The organism is Streptomyces sp. NPDC019890, assembly GCF_044903445.1.
Taxonomy (GTDB): Bacteria; Actinomycetota; Actinomycetes; order Streptomycetales; family Streptomycetaceae; genus Streptomyces.
Genome location: NZ_JBJDQK010000003.1, coordinates 611441 through 637817 on the forward strand (window position 1 = coordinate 611441; position 26377 = coordinate 637817).

28 protein-coding genes are annotated in these 26377 nt (G+C 70.8%); 13 read left to right on the forward strand and 15 right to left on the reverse strand.

The features are described from left to right. Nucleotides 1-44: 44 nt before the first annotated feature. The 7 genes from moeZ to ACI2LP_RS11170 all read right to left on the reverse strand — a co-directional run bounded on the left by moeZ (nucleotide 45) and on the right by ACI2LP_RS11170 (nucleotide 8727). Nucleotides 45-1223 carry an adenylyltransferase/sulfurtransferase MoeZ gene (moeZ, locus tag ACI2LP_RS11140; RefSeq protein WP_404724222.1) on the reverse strand — a complete coding sequence of 393 codons (1179 nt, stop codon included), beginning with the start codon at nucleotides 1221-1223 and terminating at the stop codon, nucleotides 45-47. Between the two features lie 63 nt (nucleotides 1224-1286). Next, nucleotides 1287-2057 (reverse strand): spherulation-specific family 4 protein, encoded by a 771-nt coding sequence (locus ACI2LP_RS11145; protein WP_404724223.1) that lies wholly within the window; start codon nucleotides 2055-2057, stop codon nucleotides 1287-1289. Beyond that, a complete protein-coding gene (locus tag ACI2LP_RS11150; RefSeq protein ID WP_404724224.1) occupies nucleotides 2045-3004 on the reverse strand; it encodes an NAD-dependent epimerase/dehydratase family protein in 960 nt (319 codons plus the stop codon). The genes ACI2LP_RS11145 and ACI2LP_RS11150 overlap by 13 nt, the downstream gene beginning before the upstream one ends. A gap of 142 nt (nucleotides 3005-3146) precedes the next feature. After that, nucleotides 3147-4523, reverse strand: coding sequence for a hypothetical protein (locus ACI2LP_RS11155; protein ID WP_404724225.1), 1377 nt, complete (start codon nucleotides 4521-4523; stop codon nucleotides 3147-3149). Beyond that, entirely contained in the window at nucleotides 4520-6205 is a 1686-nt protein-coding gene (locus ACI2LP_RS11160) for a DUF3492 domain-containing protein (RefSeq protein WP_404724226.1), read from the reverse strand. The genes ACI2LP_RS11155 and ACI2LP_RS11160 overlap by 4 nt, the downstream gene beginning before the upstream one ends. A gap of 252 nt (nucleotides 6206-6457) precedes the next feature. After that, nucleotides 6458-7756 carry a DUF3152 domain-containing protein gene (locus ACI2LP_RS11165; protein WP_404724227.1) on the reverse strand — a complete coding sequence of 433 codons (1299 nt, stop codon included), beginning with the start codon at nucleotides 7754-7756 and terminating at the stop codon, nucleotides 6458-6460. A gap of 8 nt (nucleotides 7757-7764) precedes the next feature. Beyond that, the gene (locus ACI2LP_RS11170) at nucleotides 7765-8727 is read right to left on the reverse strand and encodes an alpha/beta fold hydrolase (RefSeq protein WP_404724228.1); all 963 of its coding nucleotides are present in this window, start codon (nucleotides 8725-8727) and stop codon (nucleotides 7765-7767) included. A gap of 123 nt (nucleotides 8728-8850) precedes the next feature. On the opposite strand from ACI2LP_RS11170, the gene ACI2LP_RS11175 reads away from it, so the two are divergent. The 4 genes from ACI2LP_RS11175 (at nucleotide 8851) to ACI2LP_RS11190 (ending at nucleotide 10671) form a co-directional block, all read left to right on the forward strand. Next, on the forward strand, nucleotides 8851-9084 hold the full coding sequence (locus tag ACI2LP_RS11175) for a hypothetical protein (protein WP_404724229.1): 234 nt from the start codon (nucleotides 8851-8853) through the stop codon (nucleotides 9082-9084). Between the two features lie 147 nt (nucleotides 9085-9231). After that, entirely contained in the window at nucleotides 9232-9873 is a 642-nt protein-coding gene (locus ACI2LP_RS11180; protein WP_360873576.1) for a TetR/AcrR family transcriptional regulator, read from the forward strand. Nucleotides 9874-10015: 142 nt separating this feature from the next. Beyond that, nucleotides 10016-10243: a DUF3107 domain-containing protein gene (locus ACI2LP_RS11185; protein ID WP_360873579.1), complete on the forward strand. Its 228-nt coding sequence runs from the start codon at nucleotides 10016-10018 to the stop codon at nucleotides 10241-10243. 158 nt (nucleotides 10244-10401) lie between these two features. Then, the gene (locus ACI2LP_RS11190) at nucleotides 10402-10671 is read left to right on the forward strand and encodes a hypothetical protein (protein WP_404724230.1); all 270 of its coding nucleotides are present in this window, start codon (nucleotides 10402-10404) and stop codon (nucleotides 10669-10671) included. A gap of 70 nt (nucleotides 10672-10741) precedes the next feature. Here ACI2LP_RS11190 and ACI2LP_RS11195 read toward each other — a convergent pair whose 3' ends face one another. Continuing rightward, nucleotides 10742-11467 (reverse strand): ferritin-like fold-containing protein, encoded by a 726-nt coding sequence (locus ACI2LP_RS11195; RefSeq protein ID WP_404724231.1) that lies wholly within the window; start codon nucleotides 11465-11467, stop codon nucleotides 10742-10744. 526 nt (nucleotides 11468-11993) lie between these two features. Between ACI2LP_RS11195 and ACI2LP_RS11200 the strand changes: the two genes are divergently transcribed. Further along, nucleotides 11994-13796 carry a DEAD/DEAH box helicase gene (locus ACI2LP_RS11200; protein ID WP_404724232.1) on the forward strand — a complete coding sequence of 601 codons (1803 nt, stop codon included), beginning with the start codon at nucleotides 11994-11996 and terminating at the stop codon, nucleotides 13794-13796. 106 nt (nucleotides 13797-13902) lie between these two features. Then, nucleotides 13903-14784 carry an alpha/beta fold hydrolase gene (locus ACI2LP_RS11205; protein WP_404724233.1) on the forward strand — a complete coding sequence of 294 codons (882 nt, stop codon included), beginning with the start codon at nucleotides 13903-13905 and terminating at the stop codon, nucleotides 14782-14784. Here the strand turns inward: ACI2LP_RS11205 and ACI2LP_RS11210 are convergent. Next, nucleotides 14775-15674: an NYN domain-containing protein gene (locus ACI2LP_RS11210; RefSeq protein ID WP_360873593.1), complete on the reverse strand. Its 900-nt coding sequence runs from the start codon at nucleotides 15672-15674 to the stop codon at nucleotides 14775-14777. The two genes, ACI2LP_RS11205 and ACI2LP_RS11210, sit on opposite strands and share 10 nt — an antisense overlap. A gap of 180 nt (nucleotides 15675-15854) precedes the next feature. On the opposite strand from ACI2LP_RS11210, the gene ACI2LP_RS11215 reads away from it, so the two are divergent. Continuing rightward, nucleotides 15855-16007 (forward strand): hypothetical protein, encoded by a 153-nt coding sequence (locus ACI2LP_RS11215; protein WP_360873596.1) that lies wholly within the window; start codon nucleotides 15855-15857, stop codon nucleotides 16005-16007. Between the two features lie 103 nt (nucleotides 16008-16110). Here the strand turns inward: ACI2LP_RS11215 and ACI2LP_RS11220 are convergent, their stop codons facing one another. From ACI2LP_RS11220 to ACI2LP_RS11230, 3 genes are all read right to left on the reverse strand, one after another. After that, nucleotides 16111-16716 (reverse strand): MarC family protein, encoded by a 606-nt coding sequence (locus ACI2LP_RS11220; protein WP_404724234.1) that lies wholly within the window; start codon nucleotides 16714-16716, stop codon nucleotides 16111-16113. A 45-nt stretch (nucleotides 16717-16761) separates the two neighbouring features. Further along, nucleotides 16762-17625, reverse strand: coding sequence for a PHP domain-containing protein (locus tag ACI2LP_RS11225; RefSeq protein WP_404724235.1), 864 nt, complete (start codon nucleotides 17623-17625; stop codon nucleotides 16762-16764). A 248-nt stretch (nucleotides 17626-17873) separates the two neighbouring features. Then, a complete protein-coding gene (locus ACI2LP_RS11230) occupies nucleotides 17874-18512 on the reverse strand; it encodes a DUF6758 family protein (RefSeq protein WP_404724236.1) in 639 nt (212 codons plus the stop codon). 81 nt (nucleotides 18513-18593) lie between these two features. Here ACI2LP_RS11230 and ACI2LP_RS11235 point away from each other — a divergent pair, with 81 nt between their 5' ends. Next, nucleotides 18594-18743, forward strand: a complete 150-nt coding sequence (locus tag ACI2LP_RS11235) for a hypothetical protein (RefSeq protein WP_404724237.1) — start codon at nucleotides 18594-18596, stop codon at nucleotides 18741-18743. Nucleotides 18744-18749: 6 nt separating this feature from the next. On the opposite strand, the gene ACI2LP_RS11240 is transcribed toward ACI2LP_RS11235, so the two are convergent. Further along, a complete protein-coding gene (locus tag ACI2LP_RS11240; RefSeq protein ID WP_404724238.1) occupies nucleotides 18750-19346 on the reverse strand; it encodes a suppressor of fused domain protein in 597 nt (198 codons plus the stop codon). A gap of 451 nt (nucleotides 19347-19797) precedes the next feature. Here ACI2LP_RS11240 and ACI2LP_RS11245 point away from each other — a divergent pair, with 451 nt between their 5' ends. Further along, entirely contained in the window at nucleotides 19798-20913 is a 1116-nt protein-coding gene (locus tag ACI2LP_RS11245) for a magnesium and cobalt transport protein CorA (protein ID WP_404724239.1), read from the forward strand. Nucleotides 20914-20937: 24 nt separating this feature from the next. Beyond that, nucleotides 20938-21456, forward strand: a complete 519-nt coding sequence (locus ACI2LP_RS11250) for a hypothetical protein (RefSeq protein WP_404724240.1) — start codon at nucleotides 20938-20940, stop codon at nucleotides 21454-21456. A gap of 97 nt (nucleotides 21457-21553) precedes the next feature. Here ACI2LP_RS11250 and ACI2LP_RS11255 read toward each other — a convergent pair whose 3' ends face one another. Next, nucleotides 21554-22324, reverse strand: a complete 771-nt coding sequence (locus tag ACI2LP_RS11255; protein WP_404724241.1) for a hypothetical protein — start codon at nucleotides 22322-22324, stop codon at nucleotides 21554-21556. A gap of 185 nt (nucleotides 22325-22509) precedes the next feature. On the opposite strand from ACI2LP_RS11255, the gene ACI2LP_RS11260 reads away from it, so the two are divergent. The 3 genes from ACI2LP_RS11260 to ACI2LP_RS11270 are packed head-to-tail and all read left to right on the forward strand — an operon-like array spanning nucleotide 22510 to nucleotide 25492. Next, the gene (locus tag ACI2LP_RS11260; RefSeq protein WP_404724242.1) at nucleotides 22510-23781 is read left to right on the forward strand and encodes a magnesium transporter MgtE N-terminal domain-containing protein; all 1272 of its coding nucleotides are present in this window, start codon (nucleotides 22510-22512) and stop codon (nucleotides 23779-23781) included. After that, the gene (locus ACI2LP_RS11265) at nucleotides 23771-24316 is read left to right on the forward strand and encodes a DUF1003 domain-containing protein (protein WP_404724243.1); all 546 of its coding nucleotides are present in this window, start codon (nucleotides 23771-23773) and stop codon (nucleotides 24314-24316) included. The genes ACI2LP_RS11260 and ACI2LP_RS11265 overlap by 11 nt, the downstream gene beginning before the upstream one ends. A gap of 42 nt (nucleotides 24317-24358) precedes the next feature. After that, nucleotides 24359-25492 carry an Mrp/NBP35 family ATP-binding protein gene (locus tag ACI2LP_RS11270; protein ID WP_404724244.1) on the forward strand — a complete coding sequence of 378 codons (1134 nt, stop codon included), beginning with the start codon at nucleotides 24359-24361 and terminating at the stop codon, nucleotides 25490-25492. 138 nt (nucleotides 25493-25630) lie between these two features. Here the strand turns inward: ACI2LP_RS11270 and ACI2LP_RS11275 are convergent, their stop codons facing one another. Next, nucleotides 25631-26323 carry a hypothetical protein gene (locus ACI2LP_RS11275; protein WP_404724245.1) on the reverse strand — a complete coding sequence of 231 codons (693 nt, stop codon included), beginning with the start codon at nucleotides 26321-26323 and terminating at the stop codon, nucleotides 25631-25633. Nucleotides 26324-26377: the final 54 nt, after the last annotated feature.

A 26377-nucleotide genomic window follows, 5' to 3' on the forward strand; every position in this document is an offset into this window, starting at 1 on the left:
CCCGACCGGTACTCCGGTCCGGGGCCCCGCGCACAGGACTTGCGTCAGTAGATCGGCTTGTCCGGCTCGATCTGGTGGACCCAGCCGATCACGCCGCCGCCGACGTGCACCGCGTCGGCGAAGCCCGCGGACTTGAGCACCGCGAGGACTTCCGCACTGCGGACACCGGTCTTGCAGTGCAGGACGATCTTCTTGTCCTGCGGCAGCGCCTCAAGGGCGGTGCCCATCAGGAACTCGTTCTTCGGGATCAGCCGCGCGCCCGGGATCGAGACGATCTCGTACTCGTTGATCTCACGGACGTCGATGATGTCGATGTTCTCACCGTCGTCGATCCACTCCTTGAGCTGCTTGGGAGTGATCGTCGAACCGGCCGCCGCCTCCTGGGCCTCCTCGGACACGACGCCGCAGAAGGCCTCGTAGTCGATGAGCTCGGTGACGGTGGGGTTCTCACCGCACACGGCGCAGTCCGGGTCCTTGCGGACCTTGACCTGGCGGTACTGCATCTCCAGGGCGTCGTAGATCATCAGCCGGCCGACCAGCGGCTCACCGATGCCGGCCAGCAGCTTGATGGCCTCGTTGACCTGGATGGAGCCGATGGACGCGCACAGCACGCCCAGCACGCCGCCCTCGGCGCAGCTCGGGACCATGCCCGGCGGCGGGGGCTCGGGGTAGAGGCAGCGGTAGCAGGGACCGTGCTCGGACCAGAAGACGGAGGCCTGGCCGTCGAAGCGGTAGATCGAGCCCCAGACGTACGGCTTGTTCAGCAGCACGCACGCGTCGTTGACCAGGTAGCGGGTCGCGAAGTTGTCCGTCCCGTCGACGATCAGGTCGTACTGGCTGAAGATGTCCATCACGTTCTCGGCCTCGAGCCGCTCTTCGTGCAGGACCACGTTCACGTACGGGTTGATGCCGAGCACCGAGTCCTTCGCGGACTCGGCCTTGGAGCGGCCGATGTCGGCCTGGCTGTGGATGATCTGGCGCTGCAGGTTCGACTCGTCGACCTCGTCGAACTCCACGATGCCGAGCGTGCCTACACCGGCCGCGGCGAGGTACATCAGGGCCGGCGAGCCCAGACCGCCGGCGCCCACACACAGCACCTTGGCGTTCTTCAGCCGCTTCTGCCCGTCCATCCCGACGTCGGGGATGATCAGGTGGCGGGAGTACCTGCGGACCTCGTCGACGGTGAGCTCAGCAGCTGGCTCGACCAGGGGTGGCAGCGACACGGGGACTCCGTTGATCGGTATGTCAGTACGGTTGTTCTCTCCGTAACACTGCCACGGCCCTCCTCATTCCGAGACACCCCGTCCGATCTGCGAGACGATTTCGTCCCAGTAACCGGGCAGTGTCTCGAATGGGTTGATCTGCCCTTTTTGACCGCCAGACCCTGTCCCATCGGTGCGGTCGGTGAAGAAGATCGTCCCCGCGCCCTGCCAGCGCGCGATGCGGGTGGCCTCCTCCAGATGCGTACGCGGCACCCCATGCACGAGGTGCACAAAGCGCTCCGGCGGGTAGTCCGCCGTCCACTCCGCCACCTGCGACCAGCGGTAGTCGGTCCACGGCCCGGAGAAGGTGACCAGCTGGTCGGCGGCCTCCGCATATCCGGGATACGGGTGCGAGCCGTGCCCCAGCACCAGATGGCCGCCGTCGAGGACCGCCTCCAGCGTGGCCGTCGTACGCCGCACTTCCTTCAGGTCGGCGCGGTCCGTGGGACATCGGTCGAGCAGGAAGCCCGCCACGCGGTACCACTCGAGGTAGTGGTGCGCGTCGGCGACGAGATCGCCGAAGGAGCGCGAGCCGTGTGCCATGTCGAGATGGCCGAGGACGCGTACGCCCGCGTTGCTCAGTTTGCCCACGGCTTCCAGGCAGTGCGGGTCGGGGCGGGCGCCCGGGCCGTCGTCGACATTGAGGACGACCCAGTGCAGGGGCGTCCCCGGCCGGGTCAGTTCCGCCCATTCGACGGGTGCGAGCAACGGGTGGGCATAGCCGGGCACGCCGAAGCCGAGTCTCTCCGCGCCGGTCGCGGACAGCTGGGTGCCGGTGGTGGTCAGATGCGGCATGCCGCCTCCATCCAGATGTCGGCAAGGGACTCTTCGAGGTTGATACGGGGGCGCCAGCCGAGCCGGTCGCGGGCGGTGCGGACGTCGGCCTGCTGCCAGCTGCCGCAGCCGTCGGGGTAGGGCACCGGGGTCGCGGACAGCTGCTCCAGGACGGACTCGGAGCGCGGGCCGCCGAGGGGCGGGCGGCCGGACGGGGTGTCCAGCTCGTGCAGCGCGCCCGCGTACCCCGCGACTCTGGCGAGGACGGCGGCCGCGTCCCGCAGTCGTACGGCACGCCCCGTACCGATGTTGACGATGCCCTGGGCCGCGGAGAGCGAGGCGGCGTGGACGGCGCGCGCCACGTCCCGTACGTCGACGAAGTCGCGCTGTACGCCCAGGCCGCTGAGCTTCAGCTCGCCGTCGCCGGACTGCATCGCGCGGCGCATCGCCTCGGCGAGGCGGCCGAGCGGGGAGCCGGCCGGGGTGCCGGGCCCGACGGGCGAGAAGACCCGCAGCACCACGGCGTCCAGGCCCGCGCCGAGCACCAGCTCGGTGGCGGCGAGCTTGCTCACGCCGTACGGGCCGCCGGGGCGCGGGATCGCGTCCTCCGCGGTCGACGAGCCCTGCTGGGAGGGACCGTACTCGGAGGCGCAGCCGAGCTGGACGAGCCGGGCGCCACAGCCGCTGCGGCGCAGGGCCTCGCAGACGGTGGCAACGGCGACGGTGTTGTGCCGGGTCAGATCGCGGGCGCCGCCGCGGGTGGCACCGGCGCAGTTGATGACGACGCCGGGGTGGACGGCGCCCAGGAAGCGGGTGAGGGCTCCGGGGCTGCCTCCGGCGAGGTCGAAGCGTACGTCGGCGTCGTCGCCGCGACCGAGGGCAGTGAGGTGCACGGCCGGGTCGGCGAGCAGCCGGTCGGCGACGAAGCGGCCGAGGAATCCATTGGCACCGAGCAGCAGCACCCTCATCGCGCGGCCCCTCGGTGCCAATGGGCCGGAGCTGGGGGTTGAGGGGTCATGTCGCTTTCTCCTTAGGGATGGTGCTTTCGGTGCCGGAACTGGTGCCGGTACGGGTGCCGGGGGACGCCCGCGGTGTCGGCTCCGCGGGAGGTCAGACGGTGTGCGCCGAGGCCCGCGACAGGGCCGCTGTGGCGTGGGCCAACAGGCCGAGTGCGGCGGTCCCGCAGGCGATGGCCGGCACGGATCCGGCGCCCCACGCGCCGACGGCCGCTTCGACCGGGCCGGCCAGAAAGCCGCAGCCGGGCAGGCGTCCGGCCAGCAGCAGCGCGGGCGCGGTGGCTTCGGCCGCGCAGGCGGCGGCGAGTCCGGCGGCCGCCGACTCGGGGAAGCCGTGGACGATGAGCAGCCGGGCCAGGAAGAGCAGGGCGCCGAGAGCGACGGCGGGGACGGCGGACGTGTGCGGGAGGGCGAGGCCGACCAGCAGGACGAGCGCCGTGAGTGCGCAGACGTACAGCGCGACAACTCCGAGCAGCAGGGGGCGCACGCCGGATGCGAACTCCTCGAGGCCGCGGCTGCCGTCGAGCCTGCGCCGCGCCTGCACGGAGAAGAGCCAGGCACAGCAGGCCGCGGGGGCGACGGCGGCGGCGAGGGCGACAAGCGGGGCCGGCGTCATCGGCAGGGGTCCATCGGGCCCGCCGCCGATCTGGTCGAGGAGTCCTTCGCCGTACGCCGCGTACGCCAGCAGCCAGAGCGTCCACAGGCGTACGGCGGGGAGGGTGCGCCGCTGCGCGCGCAGTGGGCCGTGCCGCAGACAGAGGGTGAGCACGCCGGCCGCCAAGAGGGCGCCGACGGCTCCGGCGGCGATCCGGGCAGCGCCTTCCATGGCCTCCAGGCCGGCGACGGCGAGCGCGCAGACGGCGCCCGGCAGCAGCACGAGGAGCGTGCGCCCCGCGCCCGGACGTGTCTGCGTCGGTGCGACGCCCACCGGGCGGTCGGCGGCCGCCGACGACTCGGCTCCTCGTGGCACGCGCGCGTAGAGCTCCTCGGCGAGGGAGAAGACGTCCCGGTGGCGGAAGCGTGCGGCGGTCCGGTCGGTGACGCCGTGGGCTTCGAGGCCCGCGGCGATCTCCAAGGGGTCGACGGCCCGCTCGCACAGCTCCCGGTGGCGGTGCATCAGCGCCCTGACGGGGTCGGCGGGGCCGCGGCGCGGGGCGGGGGGCTTGCGCCCGGTCGTCCTGCCGGACGCCTGGTCGGGCGTCTTGCCGCCCGCTGTGTAGGGCCGCTTGTCGGCCGCCTTGTCGACCTCCTTGTCCGCCTCCTTGTCGACAGTCGCGAGGGAGTCGGCGAGCAGCGCGTCCGAGCAGGTGTCCCAGCCACCCGGGCTGCTGGGCGCACCGGGAATGTCGACCTGGATGTCGACACGGATGTCGACCGGGGCCTCGACCGGAATGCCGGCCAGGCTGTCGATGGAGCGCATGCCCGCCGGTTCTTCTCCAGCCGCGCTCTCCGTGATGCGCGACGTACTCATGCGCGTGCCTCCTTCCGGGTCGCGGCCGCGCCGATCAGGCCGCGCAACGGCCCCGGCCCGTTCGCCCAGCGCGGGATGCGGCCGCCCGAAGCGGTGCCGCCACCCGTCCAGTTCCCGGGCACATACGCCTCGGCCGGGTGGGCGAAGGGCAGCGGCTCGCCGTCGGCGCCGATGGACTCGGCCTCGCGCCGGACCGGGGAGTGCGAGATCAGCTCTAGGTACAGGGCGCGAAATGCCGTCAGGTTCTGCTCGATCGTGAACAGTTCGAGCGCCCGGGCGCGTGCGGCGGCGCCCAGCCGTTCCCTGCGCTCGGGGTCGCGCAGCAGAGCGAGGCACGCGTCCGCGAGCGCCCGCGGATTGCGCGGGGGCACGACCAGGCCCGTGCCGCCGATGACTTCGACGACCGCGCCGGCGTCCGTGGAGACGGTCGCGCGGCCGCAGAACATCGCCTCCACCAGGCTGATCGGGAAGCCCTCGATGACGCTGGACAGCACGACCACGGCGCCTGCGGCGTATGCGTCGGCGAGCTCGGGGGCCTCGGGTCCGCCGATCTCCTCGAAGGAGACGGGGTTGTCGCCGACGGCGTGCGCGTCGGCCGCCTCGTCGGGGAAGAGCTGGGCGGCCAGCGCCTTGCAGTGGGCGAGATAGGTCGCGGCCTCCGGCCCGTGCACCGGCGCCCCGAACAGCCTCAGCCGCGCCCCCGGCTCCTCCTTGCGCACCTCCGCGAACGCGTGCAGCAGCGCGATGAGGTCCTTGGCGGGCTCGATCCTGCCCACCCAGACGAGGGTGTGCTCGTCGCCGCTGTCGTCGCTCTCGCCCACCGCGGCGAAACGGTCCGACTCCATGCCGGGGTAGACGGTCCGCAGTTTGGCCCGGTCGGCACCGCACTTCTCCTGCCAGCGCCGTGCGTGCGTGTTGCCGGGCGTGATGATGGCGGCCTGCGCGTACACCTCGGTGGCGAGCCTGCCCTGGAAGGCGGCGAGCAGGGCCCGTACCGGCGCGGTCAGCTCGCGGTCGTCGGCCGCCAGATAGTGCGCGCGCAGCTGAACGCCGTACTCCGTGACCAGCAGCGGAACCCCGAAGAAGCGTTTGGCCAACAGGCCGGCCAGGGCCGCGGATCCGCCGGACGCCGCATGGCAGAGGTCGACGGCACCGAGGCCGTCATCGCGGTACCAGTCGAGCGAGAGCGGGCGAAGTGCGCGCTCGAGACGGTCCGCGAAGGCGAGGTAGTCGAGGACGGTGGCGGCGTGCAGTGTGCGGCGTGTGCCGGGGGCGCGGCAGGCGGATTCGAGGACGCGTACCGCGAGTTCGGAGCGGAGGGCGGCGTAGAGGCCGCCGCGTTCCCGGCCGAGTTCGGCGAGGCCGTACAGACCTTCGGCGAAGTCGCCGGTCTCCCCGCACAGCGCTGCGGCGAGCTCCTTGAAGTGGCCGACGAAGCGCCGCCGTTCGCGGCGTCCATAGGTGCGTCCGTCGTCCTCGGGCGCCCACAGCGGGGCGGTGCGCACGCGCTGCACCTGCGGCGGGAGCAGTATCCAGCCGTGGTCCTCCTGCTGCGCGCTCCGGCTCAGCGCATAGATGTCGAACTCGTGCTGCGCCAGTCCACGCACAAGCCGGTCGCACCACAGCCTGGACTCACCTGTCGCATACGGATAACCACCGTCCGTAAGCAGTCCGATCCGCACGAGCGCACCCCCGATCTCCCTTGTGGGCGGCCGCCGTTGATCCGGCGGCTCACAGCGGGACGACGTTAAGCCGGTGTACCGGTGGTGCGACGGACGGTTGTCCATCGCACCACCGGAAGGGGTGAATGCACGTAACTTTCGCGCGCCGGTGGCGTTCCGTCGCGCTAAGGTGTCACTTCATTACGGAGCGTCAGGCTGCGGCCAGCTCCTCGCCGGGAATCGGGCGTGAGACACCCGTCCCGCACTCTGGACTCAACTACTGGGATACACCCAGGGGTTGGGCTTGCACTTGATCCCGTCGATGTCCAGCGACTTGGTCTGCTGCTGCATCACCGGCGCGAGCGCCCCGGGCGTGCGGCAGCTCACATGGCCGTGCCCGAGCCGGTGACCGACCTCGTGGTTGATGAGCATCTGGCGATAGCTGACCATCGCCTTGTCGCCGTAGGTCGGTGAGCCCTGCGCCCAGCGGTACGCGTTGATCATCACGCGGTCGGTCGACGCGGAGTCGCAGCTGACATTGTCGACCGTGGTGTCCAGGCCGGATTTGGCGCACCAGTCCGCCGTGGTCCCGGGAGACGCCAGCGTAATGACGAATTCCGGTTCACCGGACGAGATCCGCTCGAAGGTCATCTCACCGCCGTGCGCCCAGCTGCGGTCGTCATTGAGCGTTTCCTGGACCGCTTTGGCGAAGAGGGCGCCGTCCAGTCCGAGGCCCTGCTCGATATCCACCCGGTAGCGGATCTTGCGGCCCTTGCCCGGCGCCTTGTCGAAGCCGGGGACCGCCTGGAATTTCCCGCTCGCCTTCAGCTTGGCGTCGACGGGGAACTGAGTCGCCATCAGCTGCTGGTACGAGGCTCCCGGCGCGGCGGCCTGCCGGTCCTTCGGCGGCGCCTTCCGGTCCTCGGACCGGGACGCCGGGCTCTCGGCCGCGCCCCGGTCGTCGCCCGCGGACTGGGCGGTGGGGTGGCCGGGATCGTCGGCGGCCACCTGGCCGGCCACGACGACGGCGAGAACGGTTGTCACCGCGGCGGCGGCGATCCCGGTGAAGGTGCGCCCCTTGCCGGCCTTGGCGGGCCGCTCCTGCTGCGCGCCGTCCTGGTCGTCGAGCGCGTCGGTCCCGCCCGGCCCATCGGTCCAGGAAACGGAGGCGTACGGATCGGAGTCCGGCGCTCTGTCCTGCCGGGACTGCGACGGAGGCTGCGGCCGGGACTGCGGCTGGTCGAAGGCCTCGACGAACTCCCGTCGCGGGCCCGGTATCCGCGCCCCGGTGGCGACCGTCCGCGGCGCGGGAGGCGCCTGCGCCCGCTGACCGCCCGGGGCACCCTGCCAGTTCTGGTACTGCCGCGGTACGCCCCAGCCGCCGCCCTGCTCACGCAGCTCGGGGTGTCCGCCCCTGGCCTGCGGTGTGCCGTAGTCGGCGGGGGCGTGCTGTTCGGATCCCGGTGCGGCGCGTCTGCGCCGTCCACCGCCGGAGTCCGTGGTCCCTATGCCGGACGTGCTGTCCGAATCCGAGCCCTTGGGTGCGGGGCCTTTGCGACTGTGTCGTCCCACGCCCCGGATCAGCTCCTACGGTCGACGAGCAGCTCCCGGAAGGCCAGGGCGACCGTCTCCGGGTACTCCATCATGGCGACATGCCCCGCGTCCGGGAGCGTCAGCAGCCGGGAGTCCCTGAAGGCCGCCGCCGCCTTGCGCGCCATACGGTACGACACGAGCTGGTCCCGCCCTCCGTAGACGAGCAGCGTCGGCGCGAGCACCCGCTCCGCCTGCCGCCACAGTCCGTGCTGGCCGCCCAGGGTGTACGCATCGACGATTCCCCTGGCCGAGCGGGCCATCGCGTCCCAGAAGTACGGGAGTTGTGTGCGCCGCTCCATCTCCTGCACAGCATTGCGCAGCGCCTCGTCGCTGACGCGCGCGGGGTCTCCGTAACAGAGCGCCAGCGCTCCTCTGGTGCGCTGCTCGGCCGACCAGTCCTTGGTGAGTCTGGTGAAGAGCGAGGTCACGCCGGGCACCGCGAGCAGTGCCGTCGGCACGGCGGAGCGCTGGACGCGCAGCTCGGGCAGCGCGGGCGAGACAAGGGTGAGCGTGCGCACCAGATCGGGCCGGACGGCCGCGACCCGGGTGGAGACCGCGCCGCCCAGCGAGTTCCCGAGCAGATGCACGGGCCCGCGCCCGGCGGCGTCGAGATGACGGATCACCGCCCGTGCGTGGGCGGTGACCGAGTAGTTGCCGTCGTCCGGCGGCGGGGAGTCCCCGAAGCCGGGCAGGTCGATCGCCTCACCGTCCACGACGTCCTGGAGCAGCTGCATCAGCGAGGACCAGTTGAGCGAGGAGCCGCCGAGCCCGTGGACGTACAGCGCGGGCGGCAGTCCGGCCCGCGCCGGGGGCCGGGATCTGACCGTGAGGGTCAGTCCTGGCAGCTCCACGGAGCGCAGTTCCTCACCCTCCGCGACCCGCACGGCCGCGACCTTGGGGGCCGCGGCGGCGGTGACAGCGCGGACTCCAGGCAGCTCTGTCGAAGACATGCGGCAATGTTACGAGACGATCACACCGTGGTTCGTGTGTTCGGCATCACACATCGCATAGCGCTGTGAATCAGGAGCTCCTACGCTCGTAGGAAAGGCGCTCTCCATGGAAAGCGGTGCCTCATGCCTGTCGATCCCAGCGACCCCGACACCTTTGAAGAATTTGCAGAGGAAGACGACGATCAGGCTTCCGAGCTCGACGAGGAGGTCCCCGAGGCCGACGCGGCGGAACAGCACACAGTCGTACGGCCGGAGCACGATGAGCCTCTGACCCGCGTCTATCCGGACGCGGCGAACGAGGCGGATGCCGTGGAACAGGCCCGTGTCGTCGCCCTCGACGAGGACGACTACCGATGACCTGCCCCTCTTTGCCCCTGAATCGGGAGCTACCGCGACTGTCCGGTCCGTGAAATTCTGCGTCCGCAGCACGCACAGCCGGGTTACCCAAAAGTACGATGGCGGCGCGGCGCACAGCGCGCACAGAACGATTTTTTGGGAGGCGGCGTGACAGCCATCGAGCAGACAGAGGCAGCGCGCCCGCGGGGCACGCGCCTGCCACGCCGAGCCCGCAGGAACCAGCTTCTGGGCGCTGCCCAGGAAGTTTTCGTGGCCCAGGGCTATCACTCGGCCGCCATGGACGACATCGCCGAGCGGGCAGGCGTCAGCAAGCCCGTGCTCTACCAGCACTTCCCGGGCAAACTCGAGCTCTATCTCGCTCTGCTCGACCAGCACTGCGAGTCGCTGCTGCTGGCCGTCCGTACGGCCCTCGCGTCGACGACCGACAACAAGCTGCGCGTCGCCGCCACGATGGACGCCTATTTCGCGTACGTCGAGGACGAGGGCGGGGCTTTCCGGCTGGTCTTCGAGTCGGACCTGACGAACGAACCCGCGGTGCGCGAGCGCGTCGACCGGGTCTCGCTGCAGTGCGCCGAGGCCATCTCCGACGTGATCGCCGAGGACACCGGCCTGTCCAAGGAAGAGTCCATGCTGCTGGCCGTGGGCCTCGGCGGGGTCTCCCAGGTGGTGGCCAGGTACTGGCTCTCCAGCGGCTCCGGCATCCCGCGCGACAAGGCGGTTCAGCTGCTGACGTCGCTGGCGTGGCGGGGTATCGCGGGCTTCCCGCTGCACGGCAGCGAGCAGCACTGACACGCGAGGGGCCGCTGCCGCGCCCGGTGTTCGCTCCTGGCGTTCTTGACGGACGTCTGCCGTGCCCGCCCGCCGGGCTAATGTGTGCTGCGTACGGCGCGGCTGACCGCGCAACGCACTGACCGTTCGGAGGGACATAGCCGTGGAGGTCAAGATCGGCGTGCAGCACGCGCCCCGGGAGATCGTTCTGGAGAGCGGGCAGTCCGCCGAGGAGGTCGAGCGCGCGGTGGCCGACGCGCTGGCCGGCAAGGCACAGCTGCTCAGCCTCACGGACGACAAGGGCCGCAAGGTCCTGGTACCGGCCGACCGGATCGCGTACATCGAGATCGGCGAGCCGGCCACCCGGCGCGTGGGCTTCGGCGCGCTGTAGAGCGACGCGAGCCCCCTGAGGGCGCATGTGAAGAGGGCCCGGCGGGATTTCCCGCCGGGCCCTCTTCCGCTGCTCTCGGGGAGGGTTGTATTCCGCGCCCGCCGGGTAGTACGGGCTACGACCGATTTGCCCGCACCGGCGTCGTGAGGTGATCAGCAGTGCTGCTGGAAGCGCTCGGTTCAGTCCTGCTCGGACTCGCCCTCGCCTGGGCCGCCGCCCGTCATCTGCCCGACCGTCTGCCGTCCCGCCGAGTGGTGTTCACCACAGGCCCGGTCGGCGCGCTCTTCGGCGCATATGTGACGCATGCGGCGCTCGGTCCGGGACACATCCTGGCGGTGCTGGTGGGCGCTGTGGCGATCGGAGCCGTAGTGCTCTCGCTGCTGATCCGGCCGTCAGCGCGCCGCCTGCGCCGCGCATTCCCCCTCTGAGCACCGGCGCGCGGGGCGCCGGACGGATCCGGCCCGTCCAGCACCCCAGGACTGCCGGTCACCCCACGCCCTATGCCGCGAGGCCGAGCGCCGCCATCCGCTTGGTGTGCGCCTCGGTGATCCGGGAGAACATCCGGCCCACCTCGGCCAGGTCGAAACCGTCCGCCACACCGCCCACGAGCATCGTGGAGAGCGCGTCGCGCTCCGCCACCACGCGCTGCGCCTGGGAAAGCGCCTCGCCCATCAGTCGCCGCGCCCACAGCGCGAGCCGTCCGCCGACGCGCGGTTCGGCCTCGATCGCGGCACGTACCTTCTCGACGGCGAAATTGCCGTGGCCCGTGTCGTCGAGCACCGCGAGCACCAGCGCGCGGGTGTCGGTGTCCAGCCGGGCCGCGACCTCGCGGTAGAAGTCACTGGCGATCGAGTCGCCCACATATGCCTTGACCAGGCCTTCCAGCCAGTCGGACGGCGCGGTCTGGCGGTGGAAGTCGTCCAGCGCCTGGGCGAACGGCTCCATCGCGGCGGTCGGCTCGGCATCGATGGCGGTCAGCCGGTCACGCAGCTGCTCGAAGTGGTGGAACTCCGCAGAGGCCATCTTCGCCAGCTCCGCCTTGTCGGCCAGCGTCGGCGCGAGCTTGGCGTCCTCGGCGAGCCGCTCGAAGGCCGCCAGCTCGCCGTACGCGAGCGCGCCCAGCAGATCCACGACGGCGGCGCGGTACTGGGGGTCGGCGGATGCCGTGGCCCAGTCCTGGGCGGCGATTCCGGTGTGTTCAGTGGCGTTGTCAGGCGTCTCCATGAAGCGCACAATAGCCCGCTCCTCGCAGGGCGGAAGGGCCTGGTCAGCCACGCCCGAACCGCCGCTCCTACGGATTCGCCCAACACACATGCACGAATCCGGGGTACAGTGGTAATGCGCCTGTCGAGCGTTTTGGTTACTCGGCGGGCGATCGCAGTGTTTGACTGAGGGATTTGCTTCCTCAGACCCCCCATGAGGATGCCCGGTCGGTGGCACGATCGGCTCCAAACCGACCGCCCTCCACGCGGGCCCGTGCGCTTCAGTTGCGTACAACCGCAGATGAGGGGCCCCTCAGCGGCACGAGCGCTCGAGCGACGGCAGTGGTCCCGCGCCATCCGGCCAACCCACGGCCGGCCCAGTACCCAGGCGCGGTACGACCCCCCATCGTTCGCCTCGCGCCGCGTCTCACAGAAGAGGCAACACCCTGACTACGCAGCCTACGACTTTCCGTGATCTTGGGATCCTTCCCGAGACCGCCGAGGCCCTCGAAGCCGTCGGCATTCTGTCCCCGTTCCCCATCCAGGAGATGACGCTCCCCGTCGCGCTCTCCGGCACCGATGTCATCGGCCAGGCCAAGACCGGCACCGGCAAGACACTCGGTTTCGGTCTGCCGCTGCTGGAGCGCGTCACCGTCCCCGCGGACGTCGAGGCCGGCCGGGCGAAGCCCGAGCAGCTGACCGACGCCCCGCAGGCGCTTGTGGTCGTTCCCACCCGTGAGCTCTGCACGCAGGTCACCAACGACCTGCTGACCGCCGGCAAGGTGCGCAATGTCCGCGTGCTGGCGATCTACGGCGGCCGTGCGTACGAGCCGCAGGTCGAGGCGCTCAGGAAGGGCGTCGACGTGATCGTCGGCACCCCGGGCCGGCTGCTCGACCTGGCCGGCCAGCGCAAGCTGGACCTGTCGCATGTGCGCGCGCTCGTTCTCGACGAGGCCGACGAGATGCTCGACCTGGGCTTCCTGCCCGACGTCGAGAAGATCATCAACATGCTTCCGGCCAAGCGCCAGACCATGCTTTTCTCGGCGACCATGCCGGGTGCGGTCATCGGCCTCGCCCGCCGCTACATGTCGCAGCCCACACACATCCGCGCGACCGCGCCGGACGACGAGGGCGCGACCGTTGCGAACATCACGCAGCGCGTGTACCGCGCGCACTCCATGGACAAGCCGGAGCTGGTCTCCCGCATCCTGCAGGCCGACGGCCGCGGGCTCGCGATGATCTTCTGCCGTACGAAGCGGACGGCGGCGGACATCGCCGAGCAGCTGGCCACGCGCGGCTTCGCCTCCGGCGCGGTCCACGGCGACCTGGGCCAGGGCGCCCGCGAGCAGGCCCTTCGGGCCTTCCGCAACGGCAAGGTGGACGTCCTCGTCTGCACCGATGTCGCGGCGCGCGGCATCGACGTCGAGGGCGTGACGCATGTCATCAACTACCAGTCGCCCGAGGACGAGAAGACCTACCTCCACCGCGTCGGCCGTACCGGCCGTGCGGGCGCGTCCGGCACCGCCGTGACGCTGGTGGACTGGGACGACATCCCGCGCTGGCAGCTGATCAACAAGGCGCTGGACCTCGGCTTCGGCGACCCGGTCGAGACGTACTCCACGTCGCCGCACCTGTTCGAGGAGCTGAGCATCCCGGCGGGCACGAAGGGCGTTCTGCCCCGCGCCGAGCGCACCCGCGCCGGTCTGGCGGCGGAGGAGGTGGAGGACCTCGGCGAGACGGGCGGCCGCGGTCGCAAGTCCGCCGCGCCGACCGAGGAGCGCGCCCCGCGCACCCGGACCCCGCGCCAGCGCCGCCGCACCCGCGCCGGCTCGTCCCTCCTGACGCCGGACGCGGACGCTCCGGTGGAGTCGGAGTCGACGGAGTCGACTGAGCAGTCGGAGCCGCGCACCCCGCGGCGCCGCCGCCGCACTCGTGCGGGAGCGGGAGCGGGAGCATCGACGGCTGAGGCGGTCGCGGTGATCGAGGCGGCCGAGGCTGTTCTCGAGGTGTCGGCTCCCGAAGCCGAGCCGAAGCCGCGCCGCCGCACCCGTGCGGTGAAGGCCGTGGAGACGGTCGAGGTTGTCGAGGCGGTCGCCACGGAAACGGCCGAAACGAAGCCCCGCCGCCGCACACGCACGGTCAAGGCCGCCGCACCGGTCGAGACGGTCGAGGTTGTCGAGGCCGTCGCCACGGAAACGGCCGAGACCAAGCCCCGCCGCCGCACACGCACGGTCAAGGCCGCCGCACCGGTCGAGACGGTCGAGCTTGTCGAGGCCGTCGCCACGGAAACGGCCGAGACCAAGCCCCGCCGCCGCACGCGCACGCGTAAGGCAGTCCAGCCGGAAAGCTGACGCCCGACCAGATGGCCCGGCCCCCGCGGGATGGGGACCGGGCCATCGGCCTTTCGTGGCCCGGGGCGCAGTCCCGGCGCGGCCCCACCCCCGTTAGCCTCGTCGCATGAGTCGCCCGCCCACCTTCACGCCGCCCCCGTCCGCCCGCGCCCGCACCCTCCCCACCGCCCGCGGCGACTTCGCCGTGCTCGACGCGCGGCCCACCGACAACGGCCGCGCTCCCAAGGGCACCGCGCTCCTCCTCCCCGGGTACACCGGGAGCAAGGAGGACTTCATCGCGCTGCTCGAGCCCCTCGCCGCCGCCGGCTACCGCGCGGTCGCCGTCGACGGGCGCGGGCAGTATGAGACCGAGGGCCCCGACGACCAACAGGCTTACGCCCAGGCCGAGTTGGCCCAGGACGTGCTCGCCCAGGCCAAGGCGATCCAGGGCCCCGTGCACCTCCTCGGGCACTCCCTCGGCGGACAGATCGCCCGCGCCGCCGTGCTCCTCGACCCCGCCCCCTTCCGCACGCTCACCCTCATGTCCTCCGGGCCCGCCCAGATCACCCCCGCCCAGCAGCGGAAGGTCGAACTGCTCAGCGACGTACTCGCGACGATGAGCATGGACCAGGTCTGGGAAGCCATGAGGGCGCTCGATCCGCCCGAGGACGCCGACGCGCCCAAGGACGACGGCGAGGACCTCCGCCGCCGCTGGCTGCGCCACAATCCCGCCCAGCTGATCGCCACCGGCCGCCAGTTGACCGTCGAGCCCGACCGGGTCGACGAACTCGCCGCCGTACAGCCGCTGCCCAAGCATGTGATCTCCGGCGAGCGCGACGACACCTGGCCGGTGCCGCTCCTCGACGCGATGGCGCAGCGGCTCGGCGCCGACCGGACCGTGATCGCCGGAGCCGAGCACTCCCCCAACACCGACCGCCCTGCCGAGACGGCGGCAGCGGTCGCGGTCTTCTGGGACCGGCAGGGCCAGTACCCGCAGGGTCAGTACTGAGACTGCAGGTGCTGCCAGAAGCCGTCCCGCAGCGCCCGCCGGAGCACCGCGTGCCCACGCAGCGAACGCTGCAGCACCCGCTCCGCCTCGATCAACAGGTCCTGGTCCACCGGACCGGGCAGATACGGATGGCCGGGCAGCAGCTCGGCCATCGCGTCCCGGCCCCGCTCCGCCAGCCAGGTCGCCGCGATCTGCGCCCCCACAAAGCGCACCTCGTCCCGCGACGGCGGAGGCGCGCCCTCGTTCTCGTACGTCGTGACCGGGCGGCGTGTGATGTACGGGCGGCAGAAGTCGAGGTCGAAGGTCCGCTGGCTGTCGACCTCCCAGAGCAGTGGCTCCGCCTGGTTGCGCCCGTCCGCCGCCTCTATGCCCCACAGATGGACCCGGGCCCCGTACCCCTGTGCCGCCTCGACCGCCGAGACCAGGTCCTCGTCGCCGCCCACCAGCGCCGCGTCGCTGATCGCGCGATGCCGGGCGAGCGACTCCAGATCCGTACGGATCAGTGAGTCGACGCCCTTCTGCTGGTTGTTCGCGTTGAGGTTGCCGAGCCGCACCTTGACGTCCGGCAGCTCGGCGATGGACTGCTGCTCGGGGGTGTGGATACGGCGCCGGGCGCCGTCGTACCAGTACACCCGCAGCAGTCTGCTGTCCGCGAAGATCGTCCGGGCCTTGTCGATGAAGGCCTCGATCAGCCCCTCCGCGTCCAGATCGAAGGAGCGCCGGTCCTCGGTGCCCGCCACAAGCAACCCGGCCGCAGCATAGACGTAACCCGCGTCGACGAAGATGGCATGGGTAGAAGGGGTCTTGGCCACCTCGGCGAGCATGCGATGGAGCAGCTCGTTGGTGCGCTCCAGGCGGGCGCCGATCTCGTTGATCTCTGCATCGTTCATACGGTGCTCATTCTCCGCGGACCCGCCGCCACCTGCCAGTAGTTAGGCATCCAAAAAATTTCCTTAGCGTAGGGAATGTTTGCAGGGTGCGTCCTGTTGAACAGCTATAGAACGCAGAACACTGACGGACATCCGTCGCCACCAGTTCTCCAGCAGGAGGATCAGACGAAGGGAGAAGCCTTGCGCTTCGAAATCATGCGACTCGACGACGTCGACGGCACCGCCGTGGACAGCACCGTCGTAGACGCCGCCTCCGTCAACCGGATCGTGCAGCAGGCCGCTTCGATCGGCCAGCGCATCTTGATCCGACCGGCCGAAACGACCGCCTCGTAAAGCTTTACGCCGCTTGTCACGCACCGCGCCCCCGTATGGACGATCCGTACGGGGGCGCGGTGCGTCGGGCGTCGCTCCGGCAGGAGAACAGCCGGGCACCCGCTCAGGAGCCCTTGATCACCTGGGTGACGCCGTTGATGATCTGCTGCACGGCGATCGCCGAGAGCATCATGCCCGCGAGCCTGGTCACCAGCACCACACCGCCGTCCTTGATCAGCCGGATGATCAGCAGCGAGTTGCGCATGGTCAGCCAGAGCACCAGATGCATGGCCACGATCGCGGCCCACACCGAGACCTGCTCCGTGACACTGTCCGCGTGCTGCACGGCGAGGATGACCGAAACGATCGCTCCGGGCCCGGCGAGCAGCGGCATGCCCAGCGGTACGAGCGCGACATTGACGTCCTTCGTCTGCTGCGGCTCGTCCGTCTTGCCGGTCAGCAGGTCGAGCGCGATGAGCAGCAGGAGCAGACCGCCCGCGATCATCAGCGCGGGCACGGAGATGTGCAGATAGTCCAGGATCTGCTGCCCGAGAATGCCGAAGACGGTGATCACACCGAAGGCGACGGCCACCGCCTGCCAGGCCATCCGGCGCTGCACCTTGGCGGGCCGCCCGGAGGTGAGGGCAAGGAAGATCGGAGTGATCCCGGGGGGATCCATGATGACAAAAAGGGTCAGAAACAGAGAGCCGAAAACGGCAGCGTCAAACACAGTGAGGGCCTAGCGGGAGGAAGGGTCGGGCGGACGGGCGAGGGGTTACGGGCGGCGTCCGCCCGCGCCCGGCACCGGGAACGCGCCGGCCGCGCGTCGCGTGATCTCGCCGTAGATCTCCGGGTCGGTGGTGTACTCGCCGAGCCGACAGGTCTTGCGGCTGCCGTGATAGTCGCTGGAACCGGTGGCCAGCAGCCCGAGATCGGCGGCGAGGCCGCGCAGCCGGGCCCGCGTCGGCTCGTCGTGGTCCATGTGGTCGACCTCGATGCCGTCGAGGCCCGCGGCTGCGAGCTCGGCAATCGCGGTCTCGGGCACTGTGCGACCGCGCTGGACGGCGAGCGGATGCGCGAAGACGGTCACCCCGCCGGCCGCCTTGACCAGCCGGAGCGCGGTGAAGGGGTCGAGCTCGTGCTTGACGATGTGGGCACGGCCGCCGTCGGCGATCCACTCCGGCGTGAAGGCGTCGGAGACGGTCGGCACGACGCCGAGCTCGACGAGCGCGGACGCGATGTGCGGGCGGCCGACCGAGCCGTCCCCGGCGATCCGGGCGACCTGGTCCCACTCGATGGGAACGCCCAGCTCCTGGAGCTTGACCACCATCGCCTGGGCGCGCGGCACCCGGTCGTCCCGCACGAGTTCGCGCTCGCGCAGCAGCTCGGGCTCGTCCGGGTCGAAGAGGTACGCCAGCAGATGGAGGCTCACCCCGTCGAGACGGCAGGAGAGCTCGGCGCCCGTGACGAGGGTGAGGGACTCGGGGAGCGCGGCGATCGCCTCGGCGTGGCCGCGGGTGGTGTCGTGGTCGGTGAGCGCCACGACGTCGAGTCCGGCCGCGGCGGCGTTGCGCACCAGCTCGGCCGGGGTGTCCGTACCGTCCGAGGCCGTGGAGTGGGTGTGCAGATCGATGCGCACGACGCGTTGCTCCAGGGACGAGGGACGGACAGGGGACGGTCAAGTGTATCGGGGATTCGAACAGCCCCGGTCCAGCGCGGGCGCCGCCGCGGCCCGGCTCCGCTCCGGCGGGCGCGGCCACGGCCCTGCCCCGGTCCAGCGCGGGCGCCGCCACGGCCCTGCCCCGGTCCAGCGCGGGCGCCGCCACGGCCCGCTTCCCGGTTCGGCCTCGGCTCAGTTCGGGCGCAGCGCCGGCCCGGTCGCTCCGCTCACGACAGCAGCCGCGGCGACAGCGCCCCGCACGGCACCAGTTCGACCTCCGCGCCCGCGTCCCGCAGATCCGTCAGCACCAACTCGTCGTACAGCAGCAGCCCGGACTGCTCGGGCCAGACGATCGCCCACAGCCACAATCCCCTCGCCTCCCCCGCGAACACCGCGCGGTCGTCGGGGGCGTCGGCCACATGCCACAGCGGGGTCGGCCGGCCGGCGGCGAGCACCTTTGCCTGCGGCGGCTTGTCGACGCAGATGTGCGGGCCCGGATCGGGCCCGTCGATTCCCGCGTAGCGCGCTCCGAGGCCGACCCCCAACTCCTCGGCGACCAGCAGCAGTTCGCCTATGCCGCCGAGTGGCCCCGGTCCCGAGCAGGCGACGGCGGTCGCGCGGCCGCCGCTGCGGTCGTCCCCCGCGTACGCGACACCGGTGAAGAGCCAGCCGACAGGCAGTGGCCAGGGCATCCAGACAGGGACTTGCGCGCGGTGCACAACCACACTGAGGGCCTCAACGCTGGGCGGGATCACCGGCTGCAGCGGGTGCACGGCGCCGTGCACGTCGCACTGCCAGGAGTCGGCAAAGAGACCGGGCGCCCTGACCCGGCCACCGCACTTCGGGCAACTGGGTTCGCCCCTCATAGCGCCCAACGGTCCTCCCCGGCCGTCGTCGCGTCAAGGACGATCACCCTTCCGGCGTGTGCCCTCACCACCCAAAACTAGATGCAACTTACATTCATCAGGCTGTCCAAATCATTGCCGGCGATCGGCGAGGGCATCGCCCGGGCGGGGCGCGCCTCGCTGAGCCACGAAGCAACGGAGCATCAGCCCGCGCACGCCCCCCAGGAGGGCGTCTCGGTGTTCGCCAACTGACCTGCTTCAGTCCAGAGTTACGGACCTGCGCAGCGCATCGCGCAGGTCCGTGCCGTGCGTCAGCCAGCGCTCCTGAAGCTCCTGCGCCCCGTGCACCCGTTTCCAGGCCGCCTCGTTCGACGTCATCGGCAGCAGCGGCAGAAAGCGCACCGGGTCCATCGGTTCGTCCAGCTCCAGGTCTTCGACAAGACCGCCCGGCTCGGCGACGAGGACGGAGCTGAACGGGGCGCCGGGCCAGAGCGGATCGCCCACGTCCAGCGAGGCGCCGGGCGCCACGACAACGCCCTCGACCTGCGGGGACGCGGCGAGTACGGCCAGCGGGCGCAGCACTTTGTCGGTGTCGGCGAGCCCGGCCCGTACGGACAGGATCAGCTCGGCGCGCGGCCCTTTGACCGGGTCGGCGAGAGCCGCGTTGGGGTCCGTCATCGGCTGTGCGGACATGCCCAGAGTGGCGTAGCGGACGATGTCACCGTCGCCGCCCCGGTCGAGGAACCGGAGCACCTCGATACGGTCCGTGCCGAGGAAGGTCACCGCGGCGCGCGCGTCCGGTTCGCCGAACGCCGTACGCAACCGGGCTTCGACCAGAGCAAGAACATCTTCCATGTCGCGAGCATAAAGCGCGTATGGAACGGGCAAAACAAGGGATTGACCCTCTGTCGGCTGATAGTCTTGGCCGCTGGTCGGGACGGGCACGCAGGTGGGGGTATCCCCAGGCGGAGCTCTGGGGGAGTTGCTCTCCAGTCCCGACGACACGTCATCCCCCACGGGGGACCGGCCGGAGGAGGTGGGGCTGCGGTGGATCGAAGTCGACCGTGCAGTACCAACCGCTCTTCCGCACGGCACCTTTCCTCTGTGACCCGAGGCGTCTGAGGCCTTCCCGCACGGGGCCCACGGCTTTTCGCACTACGGAAGAGCACTTCGTTTTTGCCTGTCTGTAGCGAACCCCGTCACCGCGATCCCGCGGTGCCGCCCGCTTTGCGGACGTATGCATCACGTCCTCATTCCGGGCTGTGCCACGCCACTCGCCGACGGCCTCTCCGTGAAGGAGCCAGCCATGTCGATGATCCGTGACCTGCGCGCAGCGGTCCGTCCCGCCCTGCGCAAGAGCAACGCCCCGTACAGCACGTACGACACCACCCGAGACCCGTCCGCCTCCAGCGCCGTCGTCGACTGCGCGGTCTACCGCGACGGGCAGCGGGTGGAGAGCGAGTCCTGCCAGACGCCGCACGAGGCCATGCTGCGGGTACGCGAGGGCGGCGGCTTCGCGTGGATCGGGCTGCATGAGCCGACGGAGGCGGAGTTCGCGGGTATCGCGGCGGAGTTCGGGCTGCACCCGCTGGCCGTGGAGGACGCGGTCCACGCCCACCAGCGGCCCAAGCTGGAGCGGTACGACGACACCCTGTTCACCGTCTTCAAGACGATCCACTACGTCGAGCACACGGAACTCACCGCCACCAGTGAAGTCGTCGAGACCGGCGAGGTGATGTGCTTCACCGGACGGGACTTCGTCATCACGGTCCGGCACGGCGGCAAGGGTTCACTTCGGGCGCTGCGGCACAGCCTGCAGAAGGACGCGGAGTTGCTCGCCAAAGGGCCCTCGTCGGTGCTGCACGCCATCGCCGACCATGTGGTCGACGGGTACATCGCGGTGGCCGCGGCGGTGCAGGACGACATCGACGAAGTCGAGATCGACGTCTTCTCCGCACCGGCGAAGGGCAGCCCGCGCGGCAGTGACGCGGGCCGGATCTACCAGCTCAAGCGCGAGGTGCTGGAGTTCAAGCGCGCCGTGTCCCCGCTGCTGCGGCCGATGCAGCTGCTCAGCGAGCGGCCGATGCGGCTGGTCGACCCGGACATCCAGAAGTACTTCCGGGATGTCGCCGACCATCTTGCGCGAGTGCATGAGCAGGTCATCGGCTTCGACGAGCTGCTGAACTCCATCCTCCAGGCCAATCTGGCGCAGGCGACGGTCGCGCAGAACGAGGACATGCGCAAGATCACGTCCTGGGCGGCGATCATCGCGGTGCCGACGGCGGTCTGCGGGGTGTACGGCATGAACTTCACGTACATGCCGGAGCTGCACTGGCAGTACGGCTATCCCCTGGTGCTCACCAGCATCATCGGCGTCTGCCTCGTGATCCATCGCTCACTCAAGCGCAACGGCTGGCTGTAGCCGGGCGGGCGATAGGCTGCGCACATGACAGATCAGGTGCTCGCGCAGGCGCTCATCGAGGAGGCCACGAAGAAGTCCGGCCTCATCTGGGTGCGCGGGGACGGTCCCTCGCGACCGTTGTGGCACGTGTGGCACGAGGGGGCGGCGCATGTCGTCGGCGACTGTCCCGGCGAGCAGCCGCTGCCGCAGCTGGTGAGCGGCGGTACGGCGGAAGTCACCGTGCGCAGCAAGGACAAGGGCGGCCGGCTGATCAGCTGGACGGCGGCGGTGAGCGAGCTGGAGCCGCACTCCGAGGCGTGGGAGTCGGTGGTCGCCGAACTGAAGGGCAAGCGCCTGAACGCGCCGGACGCGGAGCAGATGACGGAGCGGTGGGCGCGCGAGTGCCGGGTGCTGCGCCTCGAGCCGAAGGAGGCGATCAGGTCCCTGCCGGACGGGTCACTGGCGGCCCCGCCGCTGCCGACCCCGGCAACAACGCGCCACGCGGTACCGGCGGCGCTGCCGCGGCTTCTCCTCGCACGCAAGAAGAAGCGCGCCCGCAAATAGGGGCCAGCCGGCCCGCACCATCCATCCTTCCGGGGACACAATCCAGCCCGTCCGGCGTTTGAGGACAGAAGACCCGGCCGCCGGACGCCCCGGCCCCTCAGTCGTCGTCGCTGGTCTTCGGAAGCGCACGGCCATAATCCACCGTCTCCTCCTTCGACGGCGCCGCCAGCGCGAAGTCCTCGTCCCAGTCCCCCAGCGTCAGCACCCCCGCGCCCCCCGCACGGGCGAACTGCAGCGGAAACGGCTTGCCCTCCAGCGAGACGTCCAGCGTGCCGCCCGCCCCCTCGCCCGCCCTGACCTTGATCGTGCGGACGCCGCCCACCTGCGTGCGGTCGCCCTTGCTCAGCTCGCCCTGCATGCCCAGCAGGCCGTCCAGCAGCACATCCATGTCCGTGAAGCCCAGGAACTGCTTGTACGCCGGGTCCCCCTCCGGCACCTTCACATACTTGGCGGCGAGCTTGCCCGCCACGTCCGCGTCCGTCTTGCTCGGCTTCTCCTCGCCCTTGCCGTCCGCATGACTCCAGAAGCCCGCGTCGGCCTTCAGATAGAGCGCCTTCCCGACCCGCAGCAGCTCGAAGGTGTTGTCCTTCGAGGTGACGGAGCCGGTGCCGCCGTCGTGCTTGAGCCGCATGTTCAGCTTGTACGTACCGCGCTTGCTGACCAGCGTCCCGGAGAGCCTTACCGAGGAGGCCGCGTCGGCCGCCGCGCGCGCCTTCGTTTCGATCTCGACGGCGGAGAGCTTGCCGACGCCGTTGGTCCCCGCATCCGGGTCCTCACCGCAAGCCGTGAGCGCCACGGTCAGCCCGGCGCACAGCGCCATGGAGAGCGCGGCCCTGCGGGCGCGGGAAGCCGGGGGGAGGGGAGTCACAAGCGCACTGCCTCTCGTCTGCGTGATCGGGTGGCAGACCGCAGCGTACCCGTGTGGAGCGCAACGATCTGCAGGGAGCCGTACGGACGCCAGCCAGGGGCGGGCCGGAAGGGTACGGGCTAGCCTGAAGCCGTCAAACGGCGGTATTTCCTGTCAAATTTCCCGGCGAAGAGGAGGTGCGGAGCATGGTTGCAGGCGCCCCCCGAATCTTTGTCTCGCACCTCGCCGGCATCCCCGTCTTCGACCCGAACGGCGACCAGGTCGGCCGGGTCCGCGACCTCGTCGCGATGCTCCGGGTCGGCCGCCGTCCGCCCCGGCTGCTCGGCATGGTCGTCGAGGTGGTCAGCCGCCGCCGGATCTTCCTGCCCATGACCCGGATCACGGGCGTCGAGTCCGGCCAGGTCATCACCACCGGCGTGGTCAATATGCGCCGCTTCGAGCAGCGCCCGACCGAACGGCTCGTCCTCGGCGAGCTGCTGGACCGGCGGGTACGCCTGGTGGAGAGCGGCGAGGAGGTCGCCGTTCTCGACGTCTCGATCCAGCAGCTGCCCGCGCGCCGCGAATGGGAGATCGACAAGGTCTTCGTACGCAAGGGCAAGCCGGGGGCGCTGCGTCGCAAGGGTGAGACCCTGACCGTCGAGTGGTCCGCGGTGACCGGCTTCTCGCTGGAGGAGCACGGGCAGGGCGCCGAGAGCCTGCTTGCCACCTTCGAGCAGCTGCGCCCCGCCGATCTCGCCAATGTGCTGCACCACCTCTCCCCCAAGCGCCGCGCCGAGGTCGCCGCGGCTCTCGACGACGACCGGCTCGCCGACGTACTGGAGGAGCTGCCGGACGACGACCAGATCGAGATCCTCGGCAAGCTCAAGGAGGAGCGCGCGGCGGACGTCCTGGAGGCCATGGACCCGGACGACGCGGCCGACCTGCTGTCCGAGCTGCCCGAGGCCGACAAGGAAAGGCTGCTCGCGCTGATGCGCCCGGACGACGCCGCGGACGTGCGACGGCTGTTGGCGTACGAGGACAACACGGCGGGCGGCATGATGACCACCGAGCCGATCGTGCTGCGCCCGGACGCCACGGTCGCCGACGCGCTGGCGCGCGTACGCCAGCAGGACCTCTCCCCCGCGCTCGCCGCGCAGGTGTATGTGTGCCGGCCGCCGGACGAGACGCCGACGGGCAAGTATCTGGGCACGGTGCACTTCCAGCGGCTGCTGCGGGACCCGCCGTACACGCTGTGCAGCTCGATCGTGGACAGCGATCTGCCGCCGCTCGCCCCGGGCACCGCGCTGCCCGCGGTCACCAGCTATCTGGCGGCTTACAACATGGTCGCGGCGCCCGTCGTCGACGAGAGCGGTTCGCTGCTGGGGGCGGTGACCGTCGACGACGTACTCGACCATCTGCTGCCGCCGGACTGGCGCGAGACGGAGTTCCACGAGGAGACCGCCCGCCATGGCCATTGACCGCACGGTGGAACGTCCCGCTCCGCGGACCCGTCTCGACCAGCCGCGCGCGCCGCGGCCGAGGCTGCTGCCGGAGTACGACCCCGAGGCCTTCGGGCGGCTGTCCGAACGGATCGCCCGCTTCCTGGGCACCGGGCGGTTCATCGTCTGGATGACGATCGTCGTCATCATGTGGATCGTCTGGAACGTCTCCGCCCCCGAGAAGCTGCGCTTCGACCAGTACCCGTTCATCTTTCTCACCCTGATGCTGTCGCTGCAGGCCTCGTACGCGGCCCCGCTGATCCTGCTGGCGCAGAACCGCCAGGCCGACCGGGACCGGGTCAATCTCGAACAGGACCGCAAGCAGAACGAGCGTTCCATCGCCGACACCGAGTACCTGACCCGGGAGATCGCGGCACTGCGGATGCGCCTCGGCGAGGTCGCCACCCGCGACTGGATCCGCTCGGAGCTCCAGGACCTGGTCAGGGAGATGGAGGAGCAGCGCACCGTATTCCCGAACGGGCATCCGTACGGAAGTGACGAAGGCGACCGCTGACGGGCTTACCGGGGGTGGGATGCAGCGCCGTACCATCGGCGTATGGCTACGGAAGACGCGGTGCTTGAAGCACTGGCGACGGTGAACGACCCCGAGATCAACCGACCGATCACCGACCTCGGCATGGTCAAATCGGTCGAGATCGGGGCGGATGGTGCGGTCGCCGTCACGGTGTATCTCACCGTCTCCGGCTGCCCGATGCGCGAGACGATCACCAAGAATGTGACGGACGCGGTCGCGCGCGTCGACGGCGTCACGCGCGTGGACGTCACTTTGGACGTGATGGGCGACGAGCAGCGGCGCGAGCTGGCGGCCTCACTGCGCGGCGGGACCGCCGAGCGCGAGGTGCCGTTCGCCAAGCCCGGGTCGCTGACCAGGGTGTACGCGGTGGCCTCGGGCAAGGGCGGCGTCGGCAAGTCCTCTGTCACGGTGAACCTGGCGGCGGCGATGGCGGCCGACGGCCTGAAGGTCGGCGTCGTCGACGCGGACATCTACGGGCACAGCGTGCCGCGCATGCTCGGTGCGGACGGCCGGCCGACCCAGGTCGAGAACATGATCATGCCGCCGTCGGCGCACGGCGTGAAGGTCATCTCGATCGGGATGTTCACCCCGGGCAATGCCCCGGTGGTGTGGCGCGGGCCGATGCTGCACCGCGCGCTCCAGCAGTTCCTCGCCGATGTGTACTGGGGCGACCTGGACGTGCTGCTGCTCGACCTGCCGCCGGGGACCGGCGACATCGCGATCTCGGTGGCGCAGCTCGTGCCGAACGCGGAGATCCTGGTGGTCACGACCCCGCAGCAGGCCGCCGCCGAGGTCGCCGAACGAGCCGGCGCCATCGCCGTACAGACCCACCAGAAGATCGTGGGCGTCGTCGAGAACATGTCGGGCCTGCCGTGCCCGCACTGCGACGAGATGGTCGATGTCTTCGGCTCGGGTGGCGGCCAGCGGGTCGCCGAAGGGCTGACGAAGACCACCGGCGCCAATGTGCCGGTGCTGGGCTCCATCCCGATCGACGTACGGCTGCGGGAAGGCGGCGACGAGGGCAAGCCGGTCGTGCTGACCGACCCGGACTCACCGGCGGGCGCGGCGCTGCGGGCGATCGCGGGCAAGCTCGGCGGCCGCCAGCGCGGTCTGTCGGGCATGTCCCTGGGGATCACCCCGCGCAATAAGTTCTGACGCCCACTCAGTGACGCGCAATAGGTTCTGACTGGGCTCAGCCCCAGACCCTCCCCGCGTGGGGGACGCCCGGCGGGCGTACGGGGTCTGGGGCGAAGTCTCGGTCCGCGAAGGGGCGCGGGGCTCCGGGCAGGGGCCTCAGGCGTACGCGCCGAGGTCCTCCACCACCGAGAAGCCGAGACCGTACGCGCTCATCCCACGCCCGTACGCGCCAATGTGCAGCCCGCCACGCGTCGACCCCGCCAGCACCCAGCCGAACTCCGACTCGCGGTAGTGGAACGACGTCGGCACCCCGTCGACCGGCAGCGAGAGCGTCGACCAGGCCGGCCCGGCCAGATCGTCGGCGAGCTCGAACGCGGTCTCCGTCTGCTGGTTCAGCCAGTGATCACGCAGCGAGTGGTCCAACTGGGCGGGCCAGGTGTGGGCCAGCAGCCCCGAGCCGGCCAGCCAGGCCGCGGAGGAGACCGTGATGGCGTCCAGGACGCCTGTGCCGTCGCCGCTGCTGCGCACCGGGCCGGACGCCACGGTGATGACCGCCGCGAAGCGCTCCTTGTCCGCTCCGCCGGCTTCCGACCGTATCGACGGCTCTTCGCCGTGGCCCATCGCGCCGTGCTGCACCGTGCCGTCGGCCGCGGCGCCGACCTGCATCAGCCAGCGCGGCCCCGTGAAGGCCTCGTCAAGGCCGTACCAGGGGAAACTCGCACGCAGATATCCCTCGAGCGCGCGCTGGGCCGCCGTCCCCGTCCGTGCCGCTGCGATCGTGCGCTGCCCGCCGGGCGCGGGGGAATCGCTGACCGTGCTCTGAGCCGCTAGTCGACTTCTCGTCTCCATCTACCCGGCCGCCTCCTCTGTGTCCGAGGTCCGGAGCGGACCCGCCCCCCTCGG

Coding starts and splice junctions, on each gene's coding strand:
- ACI2LP_RS11145 (WP_404724223.1), bottom strand. CDS start 2,057: ATGCCGCATCTGACCACCACCGGCACCCAGCTGTCCGCGACCGGCGCG.
- ACI2LP_RS11150 (WP_404724224.1), bottom strand. CDS start 3,004: ATGAGGGTGCTGCTGCTCGGTGCCAATGGATTCCTCGGCCGCTTCGTC.
- ACI2LP_RS11155 (WP_404724225.1), bottom strand. CDS start 4,523: ATGAGTACGTCGCGCATCACGGAGAGCGCGGCTGGAGAAGAACCGGCG.
- ACI2LP_RS11170 (WP_404724228.1), bottom strand. CDS start 8,727: ATGTCTTCGACAGAGCTGCCTGGAGTCCGCGCTGTCACCGCCGCCGCG.
- ACI2LP_RS11175 (WP_404724229.1), top strand. CDS start 8,851: ATGCCTGTCGATCCCAGCGACCCCGACACCTTTGAAGAATTTGCAGAG.
- ACI2LP_RS11195 (WP_404724231.1), bottom strand. CDS start 11,467: ATGGAGACGCCTGACAACGCCACTGAACACACCGGAATCGCCGCCCAG.
- ACI2LP_RS11200 (WP_404724232.1), top strand. CDS start 11,994: ATGACGCTCCCCGTCGCGCTCTCCGGCACCGATGTCATCGGCCAGGCC.
- ACI2LP_RS11205 (WP_404724233.1), top strand. CDS start 13,903: ATGAGTCGCCCGCCCACCTTCACGCCGCCCCCGTCCGCCCGCGCCCGC.
- ACI2LP_RS11210 (WP_360873593.1), bottom strand. CDS start 15,674: ATGAACGATGCAGAGATCAACGAGATCGGCGCCCGCCTGGAGCGCACC.
- ACI2LP_RS11230 (WP_404724236.1), bottom strand. CDS start 18,512: ATGAGGGGCGAACCCAGTTGCCCGAAGTGCGGTGGCCGGGTCAGGGCG.
- ACI2LP_RS11235 (WP_404724237.1), top strand. CDS start 18,594: ATGCAACTTACATTCATCAGGCTGTCCAAATCATTGCCGGCGATCGGC.
- ACI2LP_RS11240 (WP_404724238.1), bottom strand. CDS start 19,346: ATGGAAGATGTTCTTGCTCTGGTCGAAGCCCGGTTGCGTACGGCGTTC.
- ACI2LP_RS11245 (WP_404724239.1), top strand. CDS start 19,798: ATGTCGATGATCCGTGACCTGCGCGCAGCGGTCCGTCCCGCCCTGCGC.
- ACI2LP_RS11250 (WP_404724240.1), top strand. CDS start 20,938: ATGACAGATCAGGTGCTCGCGCAGGCGCTCATCGAGGAGGCCACGAAG.
- ACI2LP_RS11260 (WP_404724242.1), top strand. CDS start 22,510: ATGGTTGCAGGCGCCCCCCGAATCTTTGTCTCGCACCTCGCCGGCATC.
- ACI2LP_RS11265 (WP_404724243.1), top strand. CDS start 23,771: ATGGCCATTGACCGCACGGTGGAACGTCCCGCTCCGCGGACCCGTCTC.
- ACI2LP_RS11270 (WP_404724244.1), top strand. CDS start 24,359: ATGGCTACGGAAGACGCGGTGCTTGAAGCACTGGCGACGGTGAACGAC.
- ACI2LP_RS11275 (WP_404724245.1), bottom strand. CDS start 26,323: ATGGAGACGAGAAGTCGACTAGCGGCTCAGAGCACGGTCAGCGATTCC.